Origin of the sequence: Pseudoalteromonas sp. SR45-1 (assembly GCF_014163655.1) — a bacterium.
Lineage (GTDB): Bacteria > Pseudomonadota > Gammaproteobacteria > Enterobacterales > Alteromonadaceae > Pseudoalteromonas > Pseudoalteromonas distincta.
On record NZ_JACJDR010000006.1, the window covers coordinates 87,146 to 107,790 of the forward strand.

At 37.4% G+C, this 20,645-nt stretch carries 14 protein-coding genes; 8 read left to right on the top strand and 6 right to left on the bottom strand.

Annotated elements, in window-relative coordinates:
• Position 1 precedes the first annotated feature (1 nt).
• Genes dptH through dptF form a run of 3 tightly spaced genes read right to left on the bottom strand, consistent with a single transcriptional unit; the run spans position 2 to position 7,962 of the window.
• The gene (gene dptH / locus H5089_RS07960) at positions 2 to 5,086 is read right to left on the bottom strand and encodes a DNA phosphorothioation-dependent restriction protein DptH (RefSeq protein ID WP_182711930.1); all 5,085 of its coding nucleotides are present in this window, start codon (positions 5,084 to 5,086) and stop codon (positions 2 to 4) included.
• On the bottom strand, positions 5,058 to 6,368 hold the full coding sequence (gene dptG / locus H5089_RS07965) for a DNA phosphorothioation-dependent restriction protein DptG (protein ID WP_182711931.1): 1,311 nt from the start codon (positions 6,366 to 6,368) through the stop codon (positions 5,058 to 5,060). Before dptG ends, dptH begins: the two co-directional genes overlap by 29 nt.
• 1 nt (position 6,369) lies before the next feature.
• Complete coding sequence (dptF, locus tag H5089_RS07970) at positions 6,370 to 7,962, bottom strand: DNA phosphorothioation-dependent restriction protein DptF (RefSeq protein ID WP_182711932.1); 1,593 nt, start codon at positions 7,960 to 7,962, stop codon at positions 6,370 to 6,372.
• A 569-nt stretch (positions 7,963 to 8,531) separates the two neighbouring features.
• Here dptF and H5089_RS07975 point away from each other — a divergent pair.
• Positions 8,532 to 8,726, top strand: a complete 195-nt coding sequence (locus tag H5089_RS07975) for a hypothetical protein (RefSeq protein WP_259396067.1) — start codon at positions 8,532 to 8,534, stop codon at positions 8,724 to 8,726.
• Positions 8,727 to 8,922: 196 nt separating this feature from the next.
• Here the strand turns inward: H5089_RS07975 and H5089_RS07980 are convergent, their stop codons facing one another.
• Positions 8,923 to 10,077, bottom strand: a complete 1,155-nt coding sequence (locus H5089_RS07980) for a hypothetical protein (protein ID WP_259396068.1) — start codon at positions 10,075 to 10,077, stop codon at positions 8,923 to 8,925.
• A gap of 284 nt (positions 10,078 to 10,361) precedes the next feature.
• Here H5089_RS07980 and H5089_RS07985 point away from each other — a divergent pair, with 284 nt between their 5' ends.
• The 6 genes from H5089_RS07985 to H5089_RS08010 all read left to right on the top strand — a co-directional run bounded on the left by H5089_RS07985 (position 10,362) and on the right by H5089_RS08010 (position 16,354).
• Entirely contained in the window at positions 10,362 to 11,099 is a 738-nt protein-coding gene (locus H5089_RS07985) for an ABC transporter substrate-binding protein (RefSeq protein WP_182711933.1), read from the top strand.
• Between the two features lie 10 nt (positions 11,100 to 11,109).
• Positions 11,110 to 11,850: an ABC transporter substrate-binding protein gene (locus tag H5089_RS07990; RefSeq protein ID WP_182711934.1), complete on the top strand. Its 741-nt coding sequence runs from the start codon at positions 11,110 to 11,112 to the stop codon at positions 11,848 to 11,850.
• A gap of 291 nt (positions 11,851 to 12,141) precedes the next feature.
• A complete protein-coding gene (locus H5089_RS07995) occupies positions 12,142 to 13,740 on the top strand; it encodes an ABC-F family ATPase (RefSeq protein WP_076914907.1) in 1,599 nt (532 codons plus the stop codon).
• A gap of 546 nt (positions 13,741 to 14,286) precedes the next feature.
• Entirely contained in the window at positions 14,287 to 15,030 is a 744-nt protein-coding gene (locus tag H5089_RS08000) for a ferredoxin--NADP reductase (protein ID WP_182711935.1), read from the top strand.
• A gap of 250 nt (positions 15,031 to 15,280) precedes the next feature.
• Complete coding sequence (locus H5089_RS08005) at positions 15,281 to 16,024, top strand: nuclear transport factor 2 family protein (RefSeq protein WP_182711936.1); 744 nt, start codon at positions 15,281 to 15,283, stop codon at positions 16,022 to 16,024.
• A 9-nt stretch (positions 16,025 to 16,033) separates the two neighbouring features.
• Complete coding sequence (locus H5089_RS08010) at positions 16,034 to 16,354, top strand: hypothetical protein (RefSeq protein WP_076924937.1); 321 nt, start codon at positions 16,034 to 16,036, stop codon at positions 16,352 to 16,354.
• Positions 16,355 to 16,907: 553 nt separating this feature from the next.
• Here H5089_RS08010 and hemH read toward each other — a convergent pair.
• Positions 16,908 to 17,927: a ferrochelatase gene (hemH, locus tag H5089_RS08015; RefSeq protein WP_024597461.1), complete on the bottom strand. Its 1,020-nt coding sequence runs from the start codon at positions 17,925 to 17,927 to the stop codon at positions 16,908 to 16,910.
• 74 nt (positions 17,928 to 18,001) lie between these two features.
• Positions 18,002 to 19,330 (bottom strand): HD domain-containing phosphohydrolase, encoded by a 1,329-nt coding sequence (locus tag H5089_RS08020; protein WP_182711937.1) that lies wholly within the window; start codon positions 19,328 to 19,330, stop codon positions 18,002 to 18,004.
• Between the two features lie 224 nt (positions 19,331 to 19,554).
• On the opposite strand from H5089_RS08020, the gene H5089_RS08025 reads away from it, so the two are divergent.
• On the top strand, positions 19,555 to 20,508 hold the full coding sequence (locus H5089_RS08025; RefSeq protein WP_138490166.1) for a sensor histidine kinase: 954 nt from the start codon (positions 19,555 to 19,557) through the stop codon (positions 20,506 to 20,508).
• Positions 20,509 to 20,645 lie beyond the last annotated feature (137 nt).

Below are 20,645 nucleotides of genomic sequence, written 5' to 3' on the forward strand. Positions count from 1 at the left end.
ATTAAAAGCTCACTCTTGCACACTGTATTCTAACCAACTTACCTTCTGACTTGAGGTAAGCATCCCCTTTCCCATTGAGTACTTCTGCGCCTTGCTCATCCAGTATTACACGGCTTTCGGTACCATTTTTAACTCGCAGTGCGAGCTGTGCGGGTAGGTTTGAGCGTAAATTTGTGCTGATTACATCGCCACTTGGTTTTTGCGTGGCAATAATTAAATGGATACCGGCAGCACGGGCTTTTTGTGCTAAGCGCTTAAGTTCAGCTTCAATATCCTTTTTCATGTCTTTATCTGATGTTAAATCGGCGTATTCATCAAGCACCAATACCCACCAAGGTATACGCTCTTCTGGGGTTACTTTGGCATTGTAGTCTGGCAGTGAACGTACACCCTGCGCTTTAAATTGCGCATAGCGCGATTGCATTTCAGCCACAGCCTGGGTTAACAGTACTAGTGCATCTTCATCATCAAACCCAATGCGCCCTATTAAGTGCGGATAGCGCTCAAAATCGTTAAGCTCGGTGCCTTTAGGGTCAATTAACATCAGCTTTAATTCACTTGGCGTGTAATGCTCTACCATGCCATACAAAATAGTGTTTAGCGCTTCTGACTTACCACTACCGGTCGTCCCCCCAATAAGTAAATGCGGGCAATTTGAGGATGAAAAGTTAAGTTTAATCACCTCACCAAAACGGTCTTCACCTAGTGGTACTTCAAGCGCATTTTGTGGGCGTGGCCAATTCGGCCAAATGTCATTTTGATCTACAAAGTAACGTTGTTCTTGGCTTTTTGGCACATCAATCGTAATGCAGCCTTTATCAATCCCAAAGCCTACATCTTGCTCTTGCTCTAGTTTTAACGCGAGCTTAAGTGATTGTGACTTGGCAAATACACTTTCAGGCTTGTCACCTAAATTTAAGCCAACTCTGAATAAAATAGAGGCAGGGCCTTCAATGTAAGGTTCAACATTATAAGGTTTGATTAACGTAATGTTATGACTGTAGTAACAATCAATAATTTGCTGATAGATAGCGCTTAAATCGCCCTCACTCATTTTTTTACGTGACGATGGTGCAGCTACAACTAAGTTGTTTGTGTTTGCCTCTTTAACCTCTGTAGGGTTTGTTTGCTCTGTACTTTTACTATTGCTAGTAGATGGTGATATATCGTCTAATGCGGTAATTTTTGTACCTTGCGTTTTTGTAAGCTCAGTTTGCTCATCAGCTTTGGCGTTTTGTTCAAGTACCACTTTTTGCGTTGTTGCGTTTTTAGTTAAAATATATTGCGCATCAATGTGGTGTAATTTAGCGGGGGTTAAGTCGGCTAATAAATTCTGCATAGGTGTTTTAACCCAGTGAGATAAATTACCTGCTGGTAGCTCTATTTTGAGTATATTGTGCACTTTTAAAAATGATGCTTTTGTAAAGTTATCATCTTCCACATTTACAAATAAAAAGCCTGCCGGATAATCTACAAGCTCTGCAAGTTCATAATCGCCCTGTAGCCACTGCGCACTGCGTTGTTCGATGCTATTGAAGTAACCCTCTTTATATACTTTATACAGCTTGTACTTATCAATTTGCATTAATACTTGGCGCATAAATAAGCCTCGGTATAAATGCCCTGCAAGTGTTTGCTGCCCCAGAAGTGCTTCAAAGTATTGCTTTAGCTCTTTGGCTTGCTCAACACCTTTGCTGTGGGTTTGGCGCTTACCTGTTTTAACTTCAACTGGCAGTAAAATCATTTGTTGGCCTTTAAAGCCTACAAATAGAATATCGTCTGATATAACGCCTTTTTTAAAGCCCTGTGCATGGCGCGATAAGTCGCTATCAGCCATATTTAGGCCTAAGTTACCTGCCACACGAATCACTTCCGCAATAGAAAGAGGCACCCACGTAATATCTGAATCTGCGACTAAACAGTTAACGTATTTATAGGCACAGATAATGCCGCGCTTTTCTTTTCGCTCGTTGTCATTTGCGGTTACAAGGTTTAACAACCACTCACCATTAAACGCATTAAACTCTTCGATAATACCGCCCTCGTCGTTTTCGAGTACTTTATGGTATAGATCGGTTTGTTTAGTGACCGTTATTGCATCGTAATTAACTGAGTTTGTGTAGTTATCAGAATAGTGAATAAGCACCATGTTTTTTTGATTTTCAAAAAACTCTAACGTTACTTTAGGGTCGATTATTGCGGTCCAAATTGAGTTTTCGTAAGAGCGCTCTAACAATGTTTTAAAGTTTTCTGTAACTACAAGTGCTTGAGATTTAGACTCGCTATACTCTTCATGGTGGCGCTTTGCTGGCTTTATTAATCCACTATATTTAGCAACTAGCTTTAATTGTGGTGCACTATCAACATCAATGCCTTTTAGGCCAAACGATGTGTAATAGCTGCCATTTTTGTTTGATGCCGACTCGCCTGGCATTAGGCCATGACAAACAACACCGGTTTCTTGTTTTAATAAATCAACGTCAGTTGCTTGCACACGTTCGTTGTTTTTAAAAAACGACATGTGTGCATAGTGCTGCTCTTTTTGGCCTTTTTCATGCTCAAATTTGCTGTAAGTTAAACGTGTTCTTAATAAATCGATTATGCTATCGGCCTGCTCACGGGCAGCGCCTTTATTTAATTCACAGAGCTCTTTTAAGTCATCATAGCTTGCCATGTCAGCAAACTTGTCGAACCAAGTATAACACTGCGCTTCGTCGTATAAATTTACATGAATATTGGTAACTTTATTTTTTTTGAGTTTGATGTAGTCAATTAAGCCTAAAAACAACTCTTTATTTTGTTGATTATTCACAGAGTTAATAATTAGCGTTGTTTTACTACCTGCTACAAATAAATGTTTAAAGGCCGTGGTGAATTTGCCTACTTTGTCTTTTACGAGCGTGCGCACAAAGTCATAGCTACTTTCTTGTTGTGGAACAAGTTTGGACCAGAATACATTTTCTTTTTCGGCGTGATTATATGAAAAGTCATGCACAGGGTCGTACACAAAAGGTAAAAGCCCTTGCGCAGTTAAGCGCTGAATAGTAACTGGTGGTAATTTTTTAAAGCTGCCTGTTGCCTTTTTATCTTTACTTAAAACGCCTGCCAAGTTGCAATTATATGCAAGTACCAGTGGGTGATATGGCGTAATATAAGTTTGTTCATCAAAATCTGCAAAGCCTATATTTACAACTAACTTGTGCTGTTCTAAAAGTGGTGCGTGATAGGGTATTTCATCAATAGCAGCCTGATAAGCTTCAACAACCTGAGTGGCAAGCGCTCTAAGTTTTTCGCCCCAGCCCGATAAGCTCAACAACGACTTTGTATGCGCTAAATAATCAAATAAATCACTGTAAGCAAAGTACAAATTAGCATAATTTGCTTCTAAGTCTTGTAGTTTAATATCATTGCCATTAGCAAATTTAGCTAAGGTTAAGCTATCCAGTAGCTCCGCTTCGTTTTGTAATAACGTGAGCCGCTTAGCTTTAGGTGCGACTTCCTTTCCGTCAATAAGTACCTTATGTAAATTACCTTCACTATTCCTCTTAGTTTTCCCATAGTATTCATCATTAAATAAATGATTAAAACGCCCTTGATCTAACAATAAAGGTAACGACAAAGTATCGGTTGATACTCCCCCTTCAACATTAAATGTTAATTGGCTAATCATACCTTGTACGGTGAAGTTTATTTCATCCGATTCAGTTGCTAGCTTTTTAAAATCAACAATGCCTACAGCAATTGAATCAAATACTTGGTTGTTTTCTGCCAGAACACTAGCATTTGTTAAATCGCTTATTTGTAATGATTGCTCATCAGTTTGCAGCGTTAACCATTGTTTTGCGGGATCAACTAAGTAAGTGTGCTTAAAGCCGTCAATGTAAAAATCGTTTTTACTAATTACTAAAACTTTGAAATTATGTGTTTCTTTTGGTTTGTCGGTTTTAACACGGAAATTAAAGTAGCGAGCTTGTCCGTCAAAACTACTCGTAAGTACTGCCCTACTTCTTATTCCGCCTGGGTTTTTAATTGTTATATCAACATTTGGCAGCTCTTTACTTTGTTGAATTTTACAAAAGCTATCTTTTAACTTTTGATTGATAAAGCAAAGCTCTAATTCGAATGTGTGTTGCTCTGGCTCTAAAAGTAATATTAAGTGACGCTCTCTTACACCAGCCCCTTTTTCTGACTTTGCTTTTGCAAGTAGCTCAATGTATGGGGCTTTTTCGCTTTCAAGCTCTAACAGGTTAGTACGGTTTTTTTGCTGTTCAGTAAAGCATTCACCTATGTCGAGGCTTTCTTTGTACTTTTCTACATTCCCTTCAGGAAAATGCTCTTTAATAAATTTTTCACTAAAATCTAAAGCGGCTAATTTGTCTTGCAGTTCATTTGGAAAATGATGAGTGATGAAGTCAAGTTTATCGCTTAGCTCTTTATTTTCTTTTAAGCGCAAGCTAATTTGCTCGCCTTCCCAGCCCTCTTGCGAAAGTTGGTCATCGTTTAATAAACCAAGCTCATGGAACTGTAAATCGCCATCTGCAATTGCGTAATATAGTTTTTCAAAGCCAAACATAGTGGCTTCGTCTTCAACTATTTCATCAAAGTGATAGTCGAGTAAACATTCAGAGACTTTCGCTTTTTCATCAGTTTGATCTATTTCTTTATGCAGTAATAATTTTATGTTTTTTGGGTCCCAAACAACGCCAGGCTGCGCTACGTCTTCTGTCGAATTTTTTAACGTATCTAGCATAGAGTTATGGATGATTAATAAAGCTGTGCCTTTTGTTTCACCTTCCATAGCTGAAACAACATCACGTAAATGCGCTATGTAGTTTTCTGTAAAGTTTTCACCTTCGTATACAGGAATTAATTCGACATCACCGTACTGCACCGTTTTTAACTCAATACCTTTTACAGTTACGCTATTGTCTGCAATTTTCATAAAGGCTTGATAAAGTGCAAAACCCTTATCACTATCAGGACTTGTGAACTGATAACGAAAACCAACTTTTAACTCTTCAGCTGCCCAAACATTAAAGTGGCTAACTAAAAATTCTTCAAACTGTTTTTCTAACATATACTGCATCTCCGCTATCACTCATTCTTTCTACGTTACCCATTCGCTCATAAAAATCGATTAAAGATTGCTGGCTTTGTTTATCAAAAAACACGCCTCTTGCTTCAAATTCTTTAATAATTTCGTGAAAACGTAATTTATCGCGCTCGCCAATGGCTAGGTTTGTTAGTAGCACTATGTAATCTTGGTTAAACGTAAGTACTTGACCTGCACGGCCTCGTCGCTGAATAAATGGGTCTAAAATATTACTCAACGTGCCTTTGACCACAGTGTCGTTATATTCAGTTAAGCGGCCCTTTTTATTATCGAACTGCGTATGAGAAAAGCTAAGTAATTGCTGTAATACTTCTTTTTTATCGCTTGAATCTAGCCAGTTTTGCTCGGTGTTGTACCATTTGCGTTGCATTCGGTCGTCTACAAAATCACGGCCAAATTGATTTAATTTAGTTACATCGTTTTCGTTGATAGATTCAAATAGCTGCCAAAGGGGTTTAACTTCACCTTTGGTTTGTATAGCTTCATTCATAAATAAATAAGGAAACAGATATTCTAAGTATTCATGAAGCTGGCTATAGCCAAAGTTTTTAACTTGAGAACGCTCGTCGCTTGCCTTTTCGTTATCAATAATAAAAAAGCAGGGCTTGCTTGATGGAGCACCATTTGCCCAATTTTTTATATTGAGCGCCATTTGCGAGATATATAAAAACCCATATAACCGAATAACCGAATTAAAATTGTTGAGTAAGTAGTGAGGTCTTTTATTTAAAAACTCTAAGTCTTTTTTAAATAATTCACTTAGAAACGGCAAATAGGCAGACTCTGTTTTGAGCGATGTTTTTGACTTTCCTGATACATAAAAACTATCAAATTCAGCTTTTATTTCTTTTTCTAAAAAATTTAAATCATTAACTGAAGAACTATCAAGTGTTAAACCATTTAACAAGCCAACAAACATGTCTCCTAATTTTTTACTGTTGGTATCTACCTCGCCATTTAATGCTTTAAAAATAAGCAGCTCTGGAGATATTTTGAATAGCTGCTCATTATCAAAATACATTTTTTCAAGTACAGACCAAAATTCTGGCTCATCTAACTTTGTTGAAAAACGCTTTTCACATAACTCTTTAAAATTATCTATATCGTCATTAACTAATGACTTCCCATATAGAATATGTACGAAATAGCCCAGCACTGTATCCCAGCAGAACTTATAATGTTTGTCTTTTGTTCTTAAAGGTAAAAATGTATTAAATGCATTGTTGTTTGGTGGTGTTAAAGTTTCTTTAATCATTTTATAGCCCACTCACTTCAAACTCTTCATCATCAATATTTTTGATAGTGAAGTGTTTATTTTCTTTGATTATATGCAACGTTGAAACTTGATTTGCCACTTGTGTAATTTCATCTATCAATTCATCTAAGAGTACAACGGTATTTTTATCGTGTTTATTAGGTCGGTAACCATCGGCGATTCTTTTCATCAACCGTAATAAGTTAATATTTACTGGGATTGTTAAAGAGTGTTCCTGCACTTTAATAAAAGCAGTAAAACTTGCAGATGACTTTGGTAAGAAGTTTGCAATACTCTTTAAATCTGCCTTGATTTCTAGCTCTGAAACTAGTTGAAAGCCGTTTAGCTCAGATATTAAATAATGACTTTTATCTAAATTAGACGCGTTGCGGTTATTGTATTTTCGTATAGCGGTGCGAAGCGTATTGTTGTAAAAATCTTTAATCTGTTTTTTATGCTCTGGGCTATTGTCAAAATCTCTGTGTAGTTGATACACGTTTATGTATTGTTCTATAAGGGCTTCATTGAAATCTTGTTCGAATTTAACATGATAATCATTAGAGAAATGACCACCTTTAAGAATGTAAAATAAACGCAAGTAAGAAAGACTGCTTTCTAGCATCTCTATTCCTAAGCTTTTTAAAGACTCTTTGAATTCAGTAAACTCTTGATCTGGTAGATGTAGATCATTAGCTAATATAAAACGATCTATTTTTTTTGTTCTTGAATGCGCAGGGTCGAACTCAATTATTTTATTTGCCAGCTCATTATCGCCACCTGAAAAAAGGTTATCGAAAAGGTAACCAGGTCCAGCTAACAGCATGAAAATAAAATCGAGTAATGCTCGAGCAGTTAAGAATTGATCTCGCATTAAGCGAGCTTTAAACAGTAATTCAATTATTGTCTTTTGTACTTCGGGGATGCTCAAGAGTGCATAATTAGCTTGAAGCCTTTTACTAGCTTGATTCGTTTGTTCTAATTTTTCTTTGTCGAAAATCTGACGAATAATATTGTTATCATTTGCTGTTAGTTTTTGAAGTAATTTCTGCGCAAATTCAGAAGTATAACCCTCTTTATCTATAAGAAATTTAGGGTAATCTTCAAAGTTTATAAAGGTTATATCTTCAGTTGAGGTATTATTTGAGAGGTAATTATTTATTACACGTTTAAATTTTTCGTTTGAGCCTTCTTCAGCATAATTTCCTAGCATACCGGTGTTAATACCAACAACAAGCGGCATCGTGTCAGATTCGAATTGATCAAAAACCTTGTCTAGAGTTTGAATTGCATTTTCGCGAGGATCGAAGCTGTGAGTTGCATCTAAGTGAAAGTGAGCTCGATTGCTAAATCGTTTTTTACAGTCGGTCAGTATCTCGGATTTACCATCACCACTACTACCACATAAAAATAATACTTCCGGCTTGCTTGACGAAAAGCTCGATATTTTCTTTTCTACATCAACCGCTATTGGCATTTTGATGTACAAATATTCTTTTACATCATCCAGCTGACTTTTATTTTTACTGTCGCGTTCTGTTGAAACAGCATAAGGAGATGACTTTGATAAAACGCTAAGGGCTTCTTTCAACCGCATAATAGTATTTCCATAAGGCACGGCTCAATAATACCGGTCCTTGGTTTATCAGTTTATAACCAACTTTCGTTAAGTTAGTATTCATTTAGAAACAATCTACATGATTGCTTTTAAAAAATATAGGCTTATTAGTGATATAGCCAATAAAAACTACGCCATTATCATTAAATACTTATCTACTATTACTGTTGCGTAACTTTTGCTTTAATTTTCAAAAAAATTGCAAGCCACTGTTATTTATATATTTAAAGGAAAAGGTAATTAATTTTATTTTCTCCTTGCTCCTCCGATGCGCTATGAGATCCAAGAGGCGCTTGCCACCTTTTGCAGCTAACGAGACACCAAATCACCTTCACTAAAGTCTCAGTTCTAAAACACCAACAAACAAATTACCAATAACTTTTAAATCATCACTTTTATTTGCAAACAAGACAAATACCGCTAAAGTAATCATTAACACCTTAATGACCGAGTAGGAACTCATTAATGAGATCTGAACAAGCTTTAAAAATGGCGCAGCGATTAGGGGATTTAATACGCCAGCACCGCACTTTGCAAAAATGATTGGTGTGTCGCGCTCTACTGTGCAAAAACTTGAGCAAGGCGAGACAGTTAAAAGCGATATTTTATTTGAAGCTTTAGTCGTGCTGCAATTACAAGGATCGCTCCTTGATGAAATTAATGAATTAGCCGCCGATGTAGGTGGCTACAATGCACGGCAACGTAAAACCAATAAAGCGCAGGTTATTAACGATGACTTCTGAATGTTATGTGTTTATTGACGGGCTTGAAATTTATTATTTCAAGTATGGCGCTTTACGAACACAAGCGACATTGATGCTGCACGCTTAACAAGCGTGATTTCTACTATTGAATAAAAAACTCAAAAAGCGGTTATGCACTTCAAAATTGAATCTGCGTTATGTTTAGCGCGATATAAATCACGCTAAACGTTTTTTGTTACTTTTTTCTTAGCCAAAAAAGACTCGCGGGAACCGAAATCCACGCTTGTTTACCTAACGAATCAAGGTAAACACCTACCTCTTCTTTACTGCCTGGGCTGAAATATGGCGGCTGTTGTTCTTTTAGTTTTTCTTGGCCTGTAAGAATTTTGGTAAAGTGTTTATTTTGCTGCTGGAGCATTTTTTTGTATTCGTTAGCGGGTTTTGAATCACCATGCATTACAAAAGCACTGAGCGCGCGGCTGGCTGTTGCGTGTAGTTCTTGAAAATCAAAGTCGGCCAATAGAGCATCCAACTTTTCCCATTGTTTATCAATGATTAGGCAGTTCATTAATAAAAAGCGGTTTGCTTGATTGTCGTTTGGGTTTAGCGTTAATAACTCTTCGAGTTCTGACTGCGCTTTTTGGGTATAACCATGCAGCGCATGTATTTTTGCTCGATGCGCGCGAAGCATCATATAAGGGCGGGTTTCGTGCAAGCCCCAAAAGTGCCCTGTGTTATCTTTAATAAATTGCTTTGTTATGAGCCCACTTTCCATTATGTCTAGCAACATTTGTATTGGCTCAAGTGCTTTTAGCTCGGTGTCGGCAAGTACCAGTTCAAGTAATTCATCAAGCTCATCTAATTCATTTGGTTCTTCGTCTAAAAAGTGGTTGTTAAATTCGGCTTCGTTTTCATCAAATACTGCTCGCTCGTTACTAAAACGCAATTCAAAAATAGCGTCGGCCATAAAATAAACATAATTACGTTTATATTCTTGGGCGTTGTATTGGGCAAATTCACCAAACTCTTTTGCGGCGATTTTGGGGCTTGTAAATGCTTTTAACACTGTAGTAAAGCTGTTTATAGAACGTTTTTGCTCTGTATTGAGCATGCGTTTATTTATATTTTTAAGCGCCTGTAAAACCCCTTTACAGTAATTTGGTAGGGGCATATTCGGCTTTAGTGAATCCCGGTAGTCTTGTTTAGATAGGCTGCATTTTGCTGGCATTTTTAATTCGTTTTGAATTACTTTATCCATGCTTTGGTTATACAGCGCCATTAAGCTTTCGAGGTATTTTAGCTCAGTCTCGTTTTGAATATTAAACTCTCCAAATAGATCTGGGTGCCACTCACTGGGAACAAGTAGTTGAGGTAATACACCTAATCCCATTAAGTAGCCTTGGATAAAGTAATAATCTGGTTTTTAGTGCTTAATTCACTGAGTTTTATAACATCACTGCGTATTTTGGCTGGTGACATAACGTGCCCTGCTATGTATAAATTTATTATTAGTGTACCCATAGATAAGGTTACCAACAACGCTAGTTTGGTTGTTTTATCCTAAAATGAATTTTTAACGAAATATTTACAAATTTAAACAAACCCGCGCCGCTAAAATACAAAAGCTGGTTTATACTGTTGTAATAATGAGCAAAATAATAACTATGAGGCGTAATGAATAAATTAATTACCGTATTTTTATGTTTGCTGTTTACGGCTCCATTTAATGTATTTGCTTGTGAGAGAACCTTTAGCGTGGCATCGCACGATGCTTTTTGGCCGCCTTATGTAATGGGCATTAACGGTAAGCTGCAAGGCTTGGAGGTTGATGCGCTTAACATTATATTTGCTGACTCCCCTTTTTGTTTTGAAGTTAAGTTACTGCCAAATTCTAAGCGGGCTTTTATTGAGCTTAAATACGGCCGTATTGATTTGGAGTGGGCTGCAAGTTATACAGATGAACGCGCTAAATATGTGCACTTTAGTGATAACTACCGAACTGAGGTTATGCGCTTATACGAAAACAAAAATAATCAGCATAGTGTTAAAAACCTCGAAGACATTTTTAAACAAGGCTTTATTGTTGGCGCTAACTTTGGAAGCTATTACGGTGAGGAGTTTGAGCAATATAAAACTAAATATAAAAAGCAGATTGAATACACCAGTGCAACCAGTAAACGCTTTGAAATGCTTAATAAACAACATATTGATTTTGCTATTGAAGACGAGTTAGTGGGGGCTTATTTTGCCAAAAAAGGCTCAAATATAAAATTAGTAACCAATATTGAGCATGTAAATAAAGACGATATTTATTTAATGTTTAGCAAACAAACGGTGTCGGTTACTGAGCTTGCGGTAATTAATGAATATATAAACAAAAATAAAACAGCACTAAAAGCGCTGTTTGAATAGTAGGAGCGTAATGAAAACTTTATTTTTAGCGTTTACAACGCTGCTATTTACTCAGTTTAACGCCCTTGCGTGCACTAAAACATTGGTAATGGGCACTAACGAAACTAATTGGCCGCCTTATCTTGTAAAACAAGGTGATACATTTTTAGGCACAGAAGTGGATGCTGTTAGGGCTATTTTTAAAGATTCAAAATTTTGTATTAAATGGACTTATTTTCCGAGTTTTTCGCGTGTTCAAGCTGAGCTTAAAAATGGTCGAGTAGATATAACCTACGCGGCAAGTTATACAGAGCAACGCGCTCAACATGCGCACTTTAGTTTGCCTTACCGCGAAGAAGTTATGCATCTTTATAAACATAAAGACTCGCCTGATGTAACCAGCTTAGCTGATCTTTTTAGTCAAGATTTTACAGCAGGTATTAACCGAGGAAGCTTTTTTGGTGATGAGCTTGAACAACTCAAAACCAAATATTCAAAACAGGTCGTGCTTACTGCTCAAGCAAATAATCGATTTAGCATGTTAGATAAAAAACGAATCGACTATGTTATTGAAGACTCCGTGGTTGCGCAGTACTTTGTAAAAAAACACTCCTCAATTTCGCAGGTAAAAACTATTACACCGATTAACGTTAACAATGTGCATTTTATGCTAAGCAAGGAGTCGCTAACTCTTGATGACGTGGCGACTGTTAATCAGTTAATTACCAAAAACGAGGCGGCTATAAAGTCAATTTACCAACCTATGCATTAAAACATAGCTAATAACTTAGCTATTTGGCGCCCCCTCTTTAATATTGCTTGGCATTAGTAATTATTTACATTGTGGCTGTAAGTACATTCAACACTACATACGTTAAAAATAGTGACCTAAAACCGAGAATTGCCGTTATTTTTACTTGGTTATAAATTAGCTGCCTTTTATCTTTCATTCGTTGTGGCTGATCTGTATAATTCGCCAGCTAATTTACCCTATTGTCTGGTTCTTGTTTGTGGCGTTTTGCTGCAGCGTACTCCTGTCAGTACTAATCTAGGATTACCTTTTTTGATCTCCACCGCAAATATTACGATGCAGTTTGGCGCAGAGCCGTTGTTTGAAAACATTTCAGCTAAATTTGGTAACGGTAACCGTTACGGTTTAATTGGCGCTAACGGCTGCGGCAAGTCGACTTTCATGAAAATTTTAAGCGGTGCGCTTGTTCCAAGTGCGGGTAATGTATCTATTACTCCAGGGTTAAAAGTAGGTAACCTAAGCCAAGACCAGTTTGCTTTTGAGCAATACAGCGTTGTAGACGCGGTAATTATGGGCGACGTGGAGCTTTGGAAAGTAAAGCAAGAACGCGAACGTATTTACTCGTTACCAGAAATGAGCGAAGAAGACGGTATGAAAGTTGCCGATCTTGAAAGTGTATTTGCTGAAATGGACGGTTACACGGCAGAAAGCCGCGCTGAAGAAATTTTGCTTGAAGCAGGTATCGATAAAGAATTTCATTACGGTTTAATGGCAAACGTTGCCCCAGGTTGGAAACTACGTGTGCTTTTAGCACAGGCGTTATTTGCAAACCCTGACATTTTGCTACTTGATGAGCCTACCAATAACTTGGATATTCATACAATTACGTGGCTTGCTAACGAGCTTAACAAACGTAAATGTACGATGATTATTATTTCGCATGACCGTCACTTTTTAAACTCGGTATGTACACACATGGCCGATATTGATTACGGTGAGCTGCGTATTTACCCTGGTAACTATGAGAAATTTTTAGAAGCTGCGGGCTTACAACGCGAGCAACTTTTAGCTGAAAATGCTAAAAAGAGCGCTGAAATTGACGAGCTACAAGACTTTGTTAACCGTTTTGGTGCTAACGCTTCAAAAGCTAAGCAAGCAAGTTCGCGCGCTAAAAAAATGGATAAAATTAAGCTTGATGAAGTTAAATCTTCAAGCCGTATGAGCCCATCACTTTCGTTTGACGAAGGTAAAAAAATGTATCGTCAGGCGCTTGAAGTTAATAAGCTTGGCCATGGTTTTGATGGCGAAACGTTATTTAGCGGCGGCGACTTTTTACTTGAAGCTGGCGCTAAGCTTGCTGTAATTGGCGAAAATGGTGTGGGTAAAACTACATTTTTACGCTGTTTAGTAGACGAGCTTAAAAGTAACGAAGGCGAAATTAAATGGTCTGAAAATGCGAGCTTTGGTTATTGCCCGCAAGACAGCACTAAAGATTTTGATAACGATTTAACGTTGTTTGATTGGATGTCGCAATGGCGTACAGCTAAGCACAACGATTTAATGGTTCGTGGCATGTTAGGCCGCTTGTTGTTTACAGCAGACGATTCAAACAAAAAAGCGCGTAACTGTTCTGGTGGTGAAAAAAACCGCCTGTTATTTGGTAAGTTAATGATGCAAGACGTTAACGTGCTTGTTATGGACGAACCAACTAACCACATGGATATGGAAGCCATTGAAGCGCTTAATAATGCGTTAAAAGATTTCCAAGGTACGCTTATTTTTGTAAGCCATGACCGTGAGTTTGTTTCGTCATTAGCTACACGTATCATTGATATTAAAGATAAAAAAGTAATCGACTTCCAAGGTACGTTTGACGAATACCTAGCAAGTTGTGAAGAGAAAAAAGCGTAAACTTTTTCTTATTACTTATAAAAACGGTGCTAAATTTAGCGCCGTTTTTTTATGTGTGGAATTTGAGTTTAACTATAAAATTAATTAATAAAGGCTTAAATAATTCACTAAGAGGTTAAGAGGCGCTACGCTTTCCCCCTGTGTCAGGATAGTTGTCGCCTCTAACTTTTAATAGAGGCAGATAAAATACTCGTTTTCTGGCTTAGCTCTTCTCATTGACTCCTCTTTGGCTTCTTCTAGTGCAATAGTTTTTCAAGTAAATAGTTCACTAATGGTGATATAAGACGCAGCGCTTTTAAAGTAAGTGATAAAATAAAAAAACACTGTTTTTTGACTTAATTCTTCTTAGTTACTGCAGCATCGCTTTCTCTTATGCAATTAATGACTCTTATCGCAGAGCTGATTATTCACATTATTTTATTGGTAAATTCTGCATACCTCACTGCTTTAAATCTAGTCATATTCTCCTGTAAGTCTTTGTCACTTAATGCTAATGTTGATGGAGTGAATTATTTAAAACTTTAATAGCTAAACCAAGAGGTAACTATGTCTAATTGGGTTGAAGCAACAGTAAAAAATGTCACGTGGTGGAGCGAAACACTCTTTAGCTTAACCGTTAATGCAAACGTAGAGCCGTTTAAAGCTGGGCAATTTACAAAGCTTTCAATAATGGATGGCGACAAACGTATTGCTCGGGCTTATTCATATGTGAATGCCCCTGAAAACCCCGATCTCGAGTTTTATCTTATTAACGTAATTGACGGTTTGCTCTCTCCTCGTTTAGCTACCTTACAACCTGGCGACACCGTGTTAATAGAACAACACGCAACCGGCTTTTTTACCCTTGATGAAATACCACAAAGTGATCAGCTTTGGATGTTGGGGACTGGCACTGCCATAGGGCCTTTTTTATCGATATTACAACAGCCCGATGTATGGAAAAAATACAAAACTTTAAATTTAGTGCATGGCGTACGTTTTAATAACGACTTAAGCTATCAGGCACTTATTAACGAGCTATTAAGAGTGTCCCCAGCACAACTTAACTATATTCCGGTTGTAAGTAGAGAGGAGCCATTACAAGGCTTAAGTGGGCGAATTACTAACGCAATTGAGAGCAACCGCTTGTTTGAATATGTAAAGTTAGACCCAAAGCCCAGTAACGCACAATTTATGATTTGCGGAAATCCACAAATGGTAAAAGACACAACCGCGCTACTTCTCGATAAAAACTTTACGCGTAACCGCCGTAAAAACCCCGGCAATATCACGGTAGAGCAGTACTGGTAGGCTTCAGTAGTGGTATTAACTACCCGATAACGTTAAAATTTGCTATGTTGCACCCTTATACTAATTTTATCAAAAATATGATCATTCTATTGCATTAAATAACTCACTAACTGCGTTAAAGGTTATTCATATAGAACAACTATATGTCACAATTTTCGCGTTGTTATTGCGCTATTTTTTAACGCTATAATAGATCGCCTATTTAATGTAATTGGTATTACACGTATTTAGTGTTCATTTTAGGAAAGTTATGAAACCGTTATCTATTATTTTAGCCTCATTAGTCACTACCGTTGCGCTAATTACTTATGCCGCAGAGCAAAGCGAGCCTGAGCAAAAAGAGCCGCAAGTTGAAGCTCAAACAAGCGTTGAAAAGCCAAAAGTTGAAATTGAGCAATCAGTAACTCAAACCAACACTGACGACAAAGTAAATACGCTTGAATACAAAGCGCCAGAGCTTAAAAAGCCAACAATTGATGCGACTAAACCAGACGATTCAAAAGTATTAGGTAACGAGCAAATTAAACCTGCTGAAAAGCCTAAAAATAAAATAGAAAAAGCAGTGGCTGTAGCCGAAGCTGAAAAAGCAGTAACGCAAGCAAAAGAAGCACTTACAGTTAAGCAGCAAACTAAAGCTAAACAATCGCGCGAATCACTTGCTGTGGTAGAGCAGCTAGTTAAAGCATATAACGCACGTAACATTGAAGAGTTTCTTCGTGTATATGCCGAAGATGTTGAGTTTTATATTTTCCCTAATGAGCTATTATTTAAAGGTAAAGAAAAACTAATAGAACGTTACGGGCTAATGTTTAAAAAGTTAAAGTGTATTCACTCATCACCAATTAAGCGCATAGTGCACGGTGATATAGTGATTGATCACGAACTTTCAGAAACTTGTTCAACTGACGAAAACGTAGTTGATAAACGCTCAGAACTTATTTCGAGTTATCAAATTAAAGATGGGAAAATAGTACGCGTACTATTTTTTAGATAAAGGCTTTAAATGCAAATAAATGACGACAAAAAAATTCGCTTAATGTATCGCATTGAGCCAGGTTGCCTTGGACCTAAAGGGGCTGAGCATGTTGAAGATTTTTGTCGTTTTGCAAACAAGCATATTAAATCCCCCTTTTATGGCCAATTTGTATTTTTACCACGTTACGATAAAACCATAGACGAGCGACAATACAGCGTTAACAGCCGTAATTTATCACTTGCTCAGGCTCGGGCTTACTTAAAGCACTTTGATATTAATATTGAAGAATTTGAAGAACAACTCGACGAGCTCCTCACAAAAGCGATTGATTTATACTTTAAGCGATAGCGTTTAATTGCTGTTGCTTAGGTATTGCCTCCCCTCAAACGTACATTTTTATTTATTTTAATTATTATTAAAAATATAAGTAATTTCTTTCACAAAGATAAGGTAATCAGTAATAACTGAGAAAAACCAGATCAGCCAATATGTATCACTACTCTAAAAGCGCAGTGCCTCTTAACCTCTTTGTGAATAATTAGCTCTTTAAAAGCTTTTATTTGCACAATGAGAAGTAAAAGAGGAGTAAATGAGAAAAGCCAAAACCAGTATTTTTATGTTTTATAACTACTCTAAAAGTGTAGCGCCTCTTAACCTCTTTGTGAATAATTAGCTCTTTAAAAGCCTTTATTTGCACAATGAGAAGTAAAAGGGGAGTAAATGAGATAGTCAAAAACAAAAACCAGTATTTTTATGTTTTATCACTACTCTAAAAGCGCAGCGCCTCTTAACCTCTTTGTGAATTAATTAACTAAATATTTTAAAAGCATTAAAAACAAAAAAGCGGTGTTAATTTTAACACCGCTTAATGCGTAATATATTTAGCTTTAGTAAGCTTGGGTTACAACATAGGTTTTATAACATCAAACACAGCTTCTATATGGTCGTCTCTGTCGTTTAGTGCCGCTATGTAACGGTATTTTTCGCCGCCTGCGTTTTCGAATATTTCACGGTTTTCACCTTCTAGCTCTTCAAGTGTTTCTAGGCAGTCGGCGCTAAAAGCAGGACTTATAATAGCTACATCGGTAATACCTTCATCAGGTAAGGCTGCAAGGGTTGCGTCGGTATAAGGCTTTAACCACTCTGCTTTACCAAATCGACTTTGAAAAGTACTAATTACTTTGTCTTTATCAAGGCCTAGTTTTTCGACAACTAAACGCGTGGTTTGTAAACATAGGCAATGGTACGGATCGCCGCGATCTAAAAACAATTTAGGCATACCGTGATACGAAAAAACAATTTTTTGTGGCATACCATTCGCTTCTAAATCCTCACTAATACTATTAGCAAGCGACTCAATGTAACGGGTGTTTTTATGATAGCCATTTATAAAATGAAGCTCTGGCACCCAGCGCCATTTACGCAGTACGCTCGATACAGCATCAAACGTAGAACCCGTAGTTGGGCTAGAATATTGCGGGTACATTGGTAAAATAATTATACGCGTTAAGCCTTTATCACGAAGCTCTTCAAGGCCTGCCTCTATTGAAGGGTTGCCATAACGCATTGCCATTACTACTTCTGTATTGGTATAACCTTGCTCTTTTAATAAGGTATTTAACTTTACACTTTGCTGGCGAGTGATGTGAGTAAGCGGTGAGCCGTTTTCGGTCCATATACTCTCGTATAATTTAGCCGAACGTTTTGGGCGTACGCGTAAAATAATGCCATGTAAAATTATCATCCATACTAAGCGTGGTATTTCTACAATGCGTGGATCTGATAAAAATTCGCGTAAATATGTACGAAGCGCAGCCGCTGTTGGTGCATCAGGGCTGCCTAGGTTAGTTAGCAGTATTCCCGTTTTTTGGTTAAAACGCCCATCATGGGGGTTGTCAGTAACCGCAGAAAATCGCGACACAGAGTGCTCCTTCAAGCAAATTCAATAATCTATTTTATGCACATTGTAACGAAAAAAACTGCGGTTTAGATCAATCATTTAGCAGTTTTCACCATTATTCTGAACGGAGTTGGTTTTTTCGATTCTAGCTGTTGGAGTTTTTCTATCGATTTACTGCCAAATACATGACCTTTGGGCAGCAACATTATGCCCGTATGGCTGTGTAGAGCATGGCCCAGTACCATTTGCTCTTTGAGTTCATGGGCGTTACAAATTAGCACTGATCCTGCTGAACTTTTTTGTTCATGTAGTTTTGCATGGCTTGCTTCAAGTGCACGTACAATTTTAGGATGATAAAACGATCCACTATAAAGTTTTACACTTTCGAGTGCGTCATCGTGGCGCTGCTTTTCATCACTTGCATTGCTTTGCTCAAACGCGTCCCAATAGTCGCGCGCTAAACCTAGCACCATAGCGCCTATTGGTATGTCGTTTCCGGCAAGGCCTTTGGGCATTCCGTTTCCGTTAAAGCGCTCAAACTGATAATAAATAGCATCCGACAAGTCATGTAAATGTATTGCTGGCATTAACATTAATTGTGCAGTACTTGGGTGAGTATAAAAGGTTTTGCGTTGTTGCTCGTTTAAGCGGTTAATTGGTTTTTTATAAAGATCAGGATCCATAGCAAGCAAGCCTATTTGCGCCAAGTAACCAGCCATAGGGGCAAGATCAATGCTTTTTTGCGACAAGTTTAAATAAAGTGCTATTTGTGTACAGGTATTAGCAATATTTTGTGCTTTGTTACCATCTAGGTAAGGGTTTGCGTTAACAAAATTATATAGCAGCTCTACGGTCGATTTATGCTCTTGTTTTTCGCGCTCGTTGGCGTCTTCAAGCTTTTTTAAAACCTGTTTGATTTGTAAGGTGCGTTTTTCTACTCGTTGTTCAAGCGAATTATTAAGCTCTAGCAACTCTTGGTTTTGCGCTTTAACTTGTGCCTCTAATTTTTGATTTTGTTTTTTTAGTGCAAATTTTTCTAGGCTATCTCTAATGCTACGAAGTAATAAATCGTTTTGCCAAGGCTTTTGAATATAACCATTTATTTGGCCCTGATTAACAGCCGCTAAGGTGGTTTGTATGTCGGCGTAGCCGGTTAATAAAATGCGTTGGGTGTCGGGTGCCAGCGCACGCGCTTTTTCTAAAAACTCGGCACCGTTCATTACCGGCATACGCATATCGCTAATAATTAAACCAAACTCATGATTTTTAAAAAGCGTTAGTGCACTTTGCGGGTTATCGCAAACAATAACCGACAGGCCATTTACTTCAAGTAGCCGTGTTAACGTGCGTAGTACTATTTCATCATCATCAATGCAAAGTACATCAACCTGATTTATTGGTGTGCTTGGTGTTACTTGAGTCATTGAGTCGCCTTTAAATTACTTCTGGTTAAATAATAGCTTAAAAAAATACTCTATGGTGTGTTTGTGCCTACCTTTTATATTAAATGGTATTTACATAATGGAGTTATTAGCAATAAGTGGATAATTACTTATGCATAATATTAGGCCTTGGCTGCACTAAAGTTGCAAATTTGCATACAGACGACTAAACGTTATGTATAAAGTTATCTATATGGATGAAGGGAATGGATGGATCAGATGGTAATTTTGAACGTGCTTTTTTAAACGAACAAAAGCTGCGCTTAGCTGCAGAGCAATTACTCAAAGATAAAAGTAGCGTTTTAGTTGCCATAAATAATGAACTACAAAAAAAAGTAGCCGACTTAGAACACCAACAAATGCTGTTTGTGCAAACAGAAAAAATGGCAACCTTAGGTACACTGAGCGCAGGCGTTGCCCACGAAATAAATACTCCACTTGCCTATGCAATGAGTAACGTAGAGAGCCTACAAAACGCAAGCCCTTTACTTGTAGCGCTGCTAAAACTTAACGAACAATATTTAAATAACGAAATTAAAGAGAGCCGTTTTAAACACGAAATCGACATACTCAATTTACAGTATCCGTACGCGTGGATTTATAACAATTTGCAGGGACAAATTAACGACAGCGTTGAAGGACTTAAACGTATAAAACAAATAGTGCATGACTTATTAAACTTTGCCCACCCCACCTCTTCTCAAGATAAACAATTAGCCGATGTAACAACGGGTGCTAATAATGCTTTAAGGTTATTGAGTAGCAAACTTAAATTATGCGAAATAAAAACGCGGTTTGAACCCCTACCACTCATTTGGTGCAATTTATCGTCAATTAATCAGATTTTTGTAAATCTTTTAATGAATGCTTGGCAAGCTTGCGAGTTAGATTTAGAAAAAGGCTGCATTATTGAAGTCAATATTTTTGAACTCAACACAAATATTTGTATTGAAATAAAAGATAACGGTTGTGGCATGAATGAAGACACAATAGCGCATATGTTTGACCCTTTTTACACAACAAAAGAAGTCGGAAAAGGCACCGGTATGGGTATGACACTTGTATACGCTATGGTGAGCGATCACGGTGGAAAAATAGAAGTTAACAGTATATTAGGCACAGGTACGACCATTCGCTGCCTATTACCTTTAAAAGTGTAAAATAACGAACAAAACCATATTGTAAATAAAGTGTTAAACACTCTGTTTTTTGATGTTCAATCCCTTCTTAGCACGTATTTTAACCGATTTGATGTGGTTTTTTCTTATCTTGAAGTTTATTTGCATACTTAGACCAA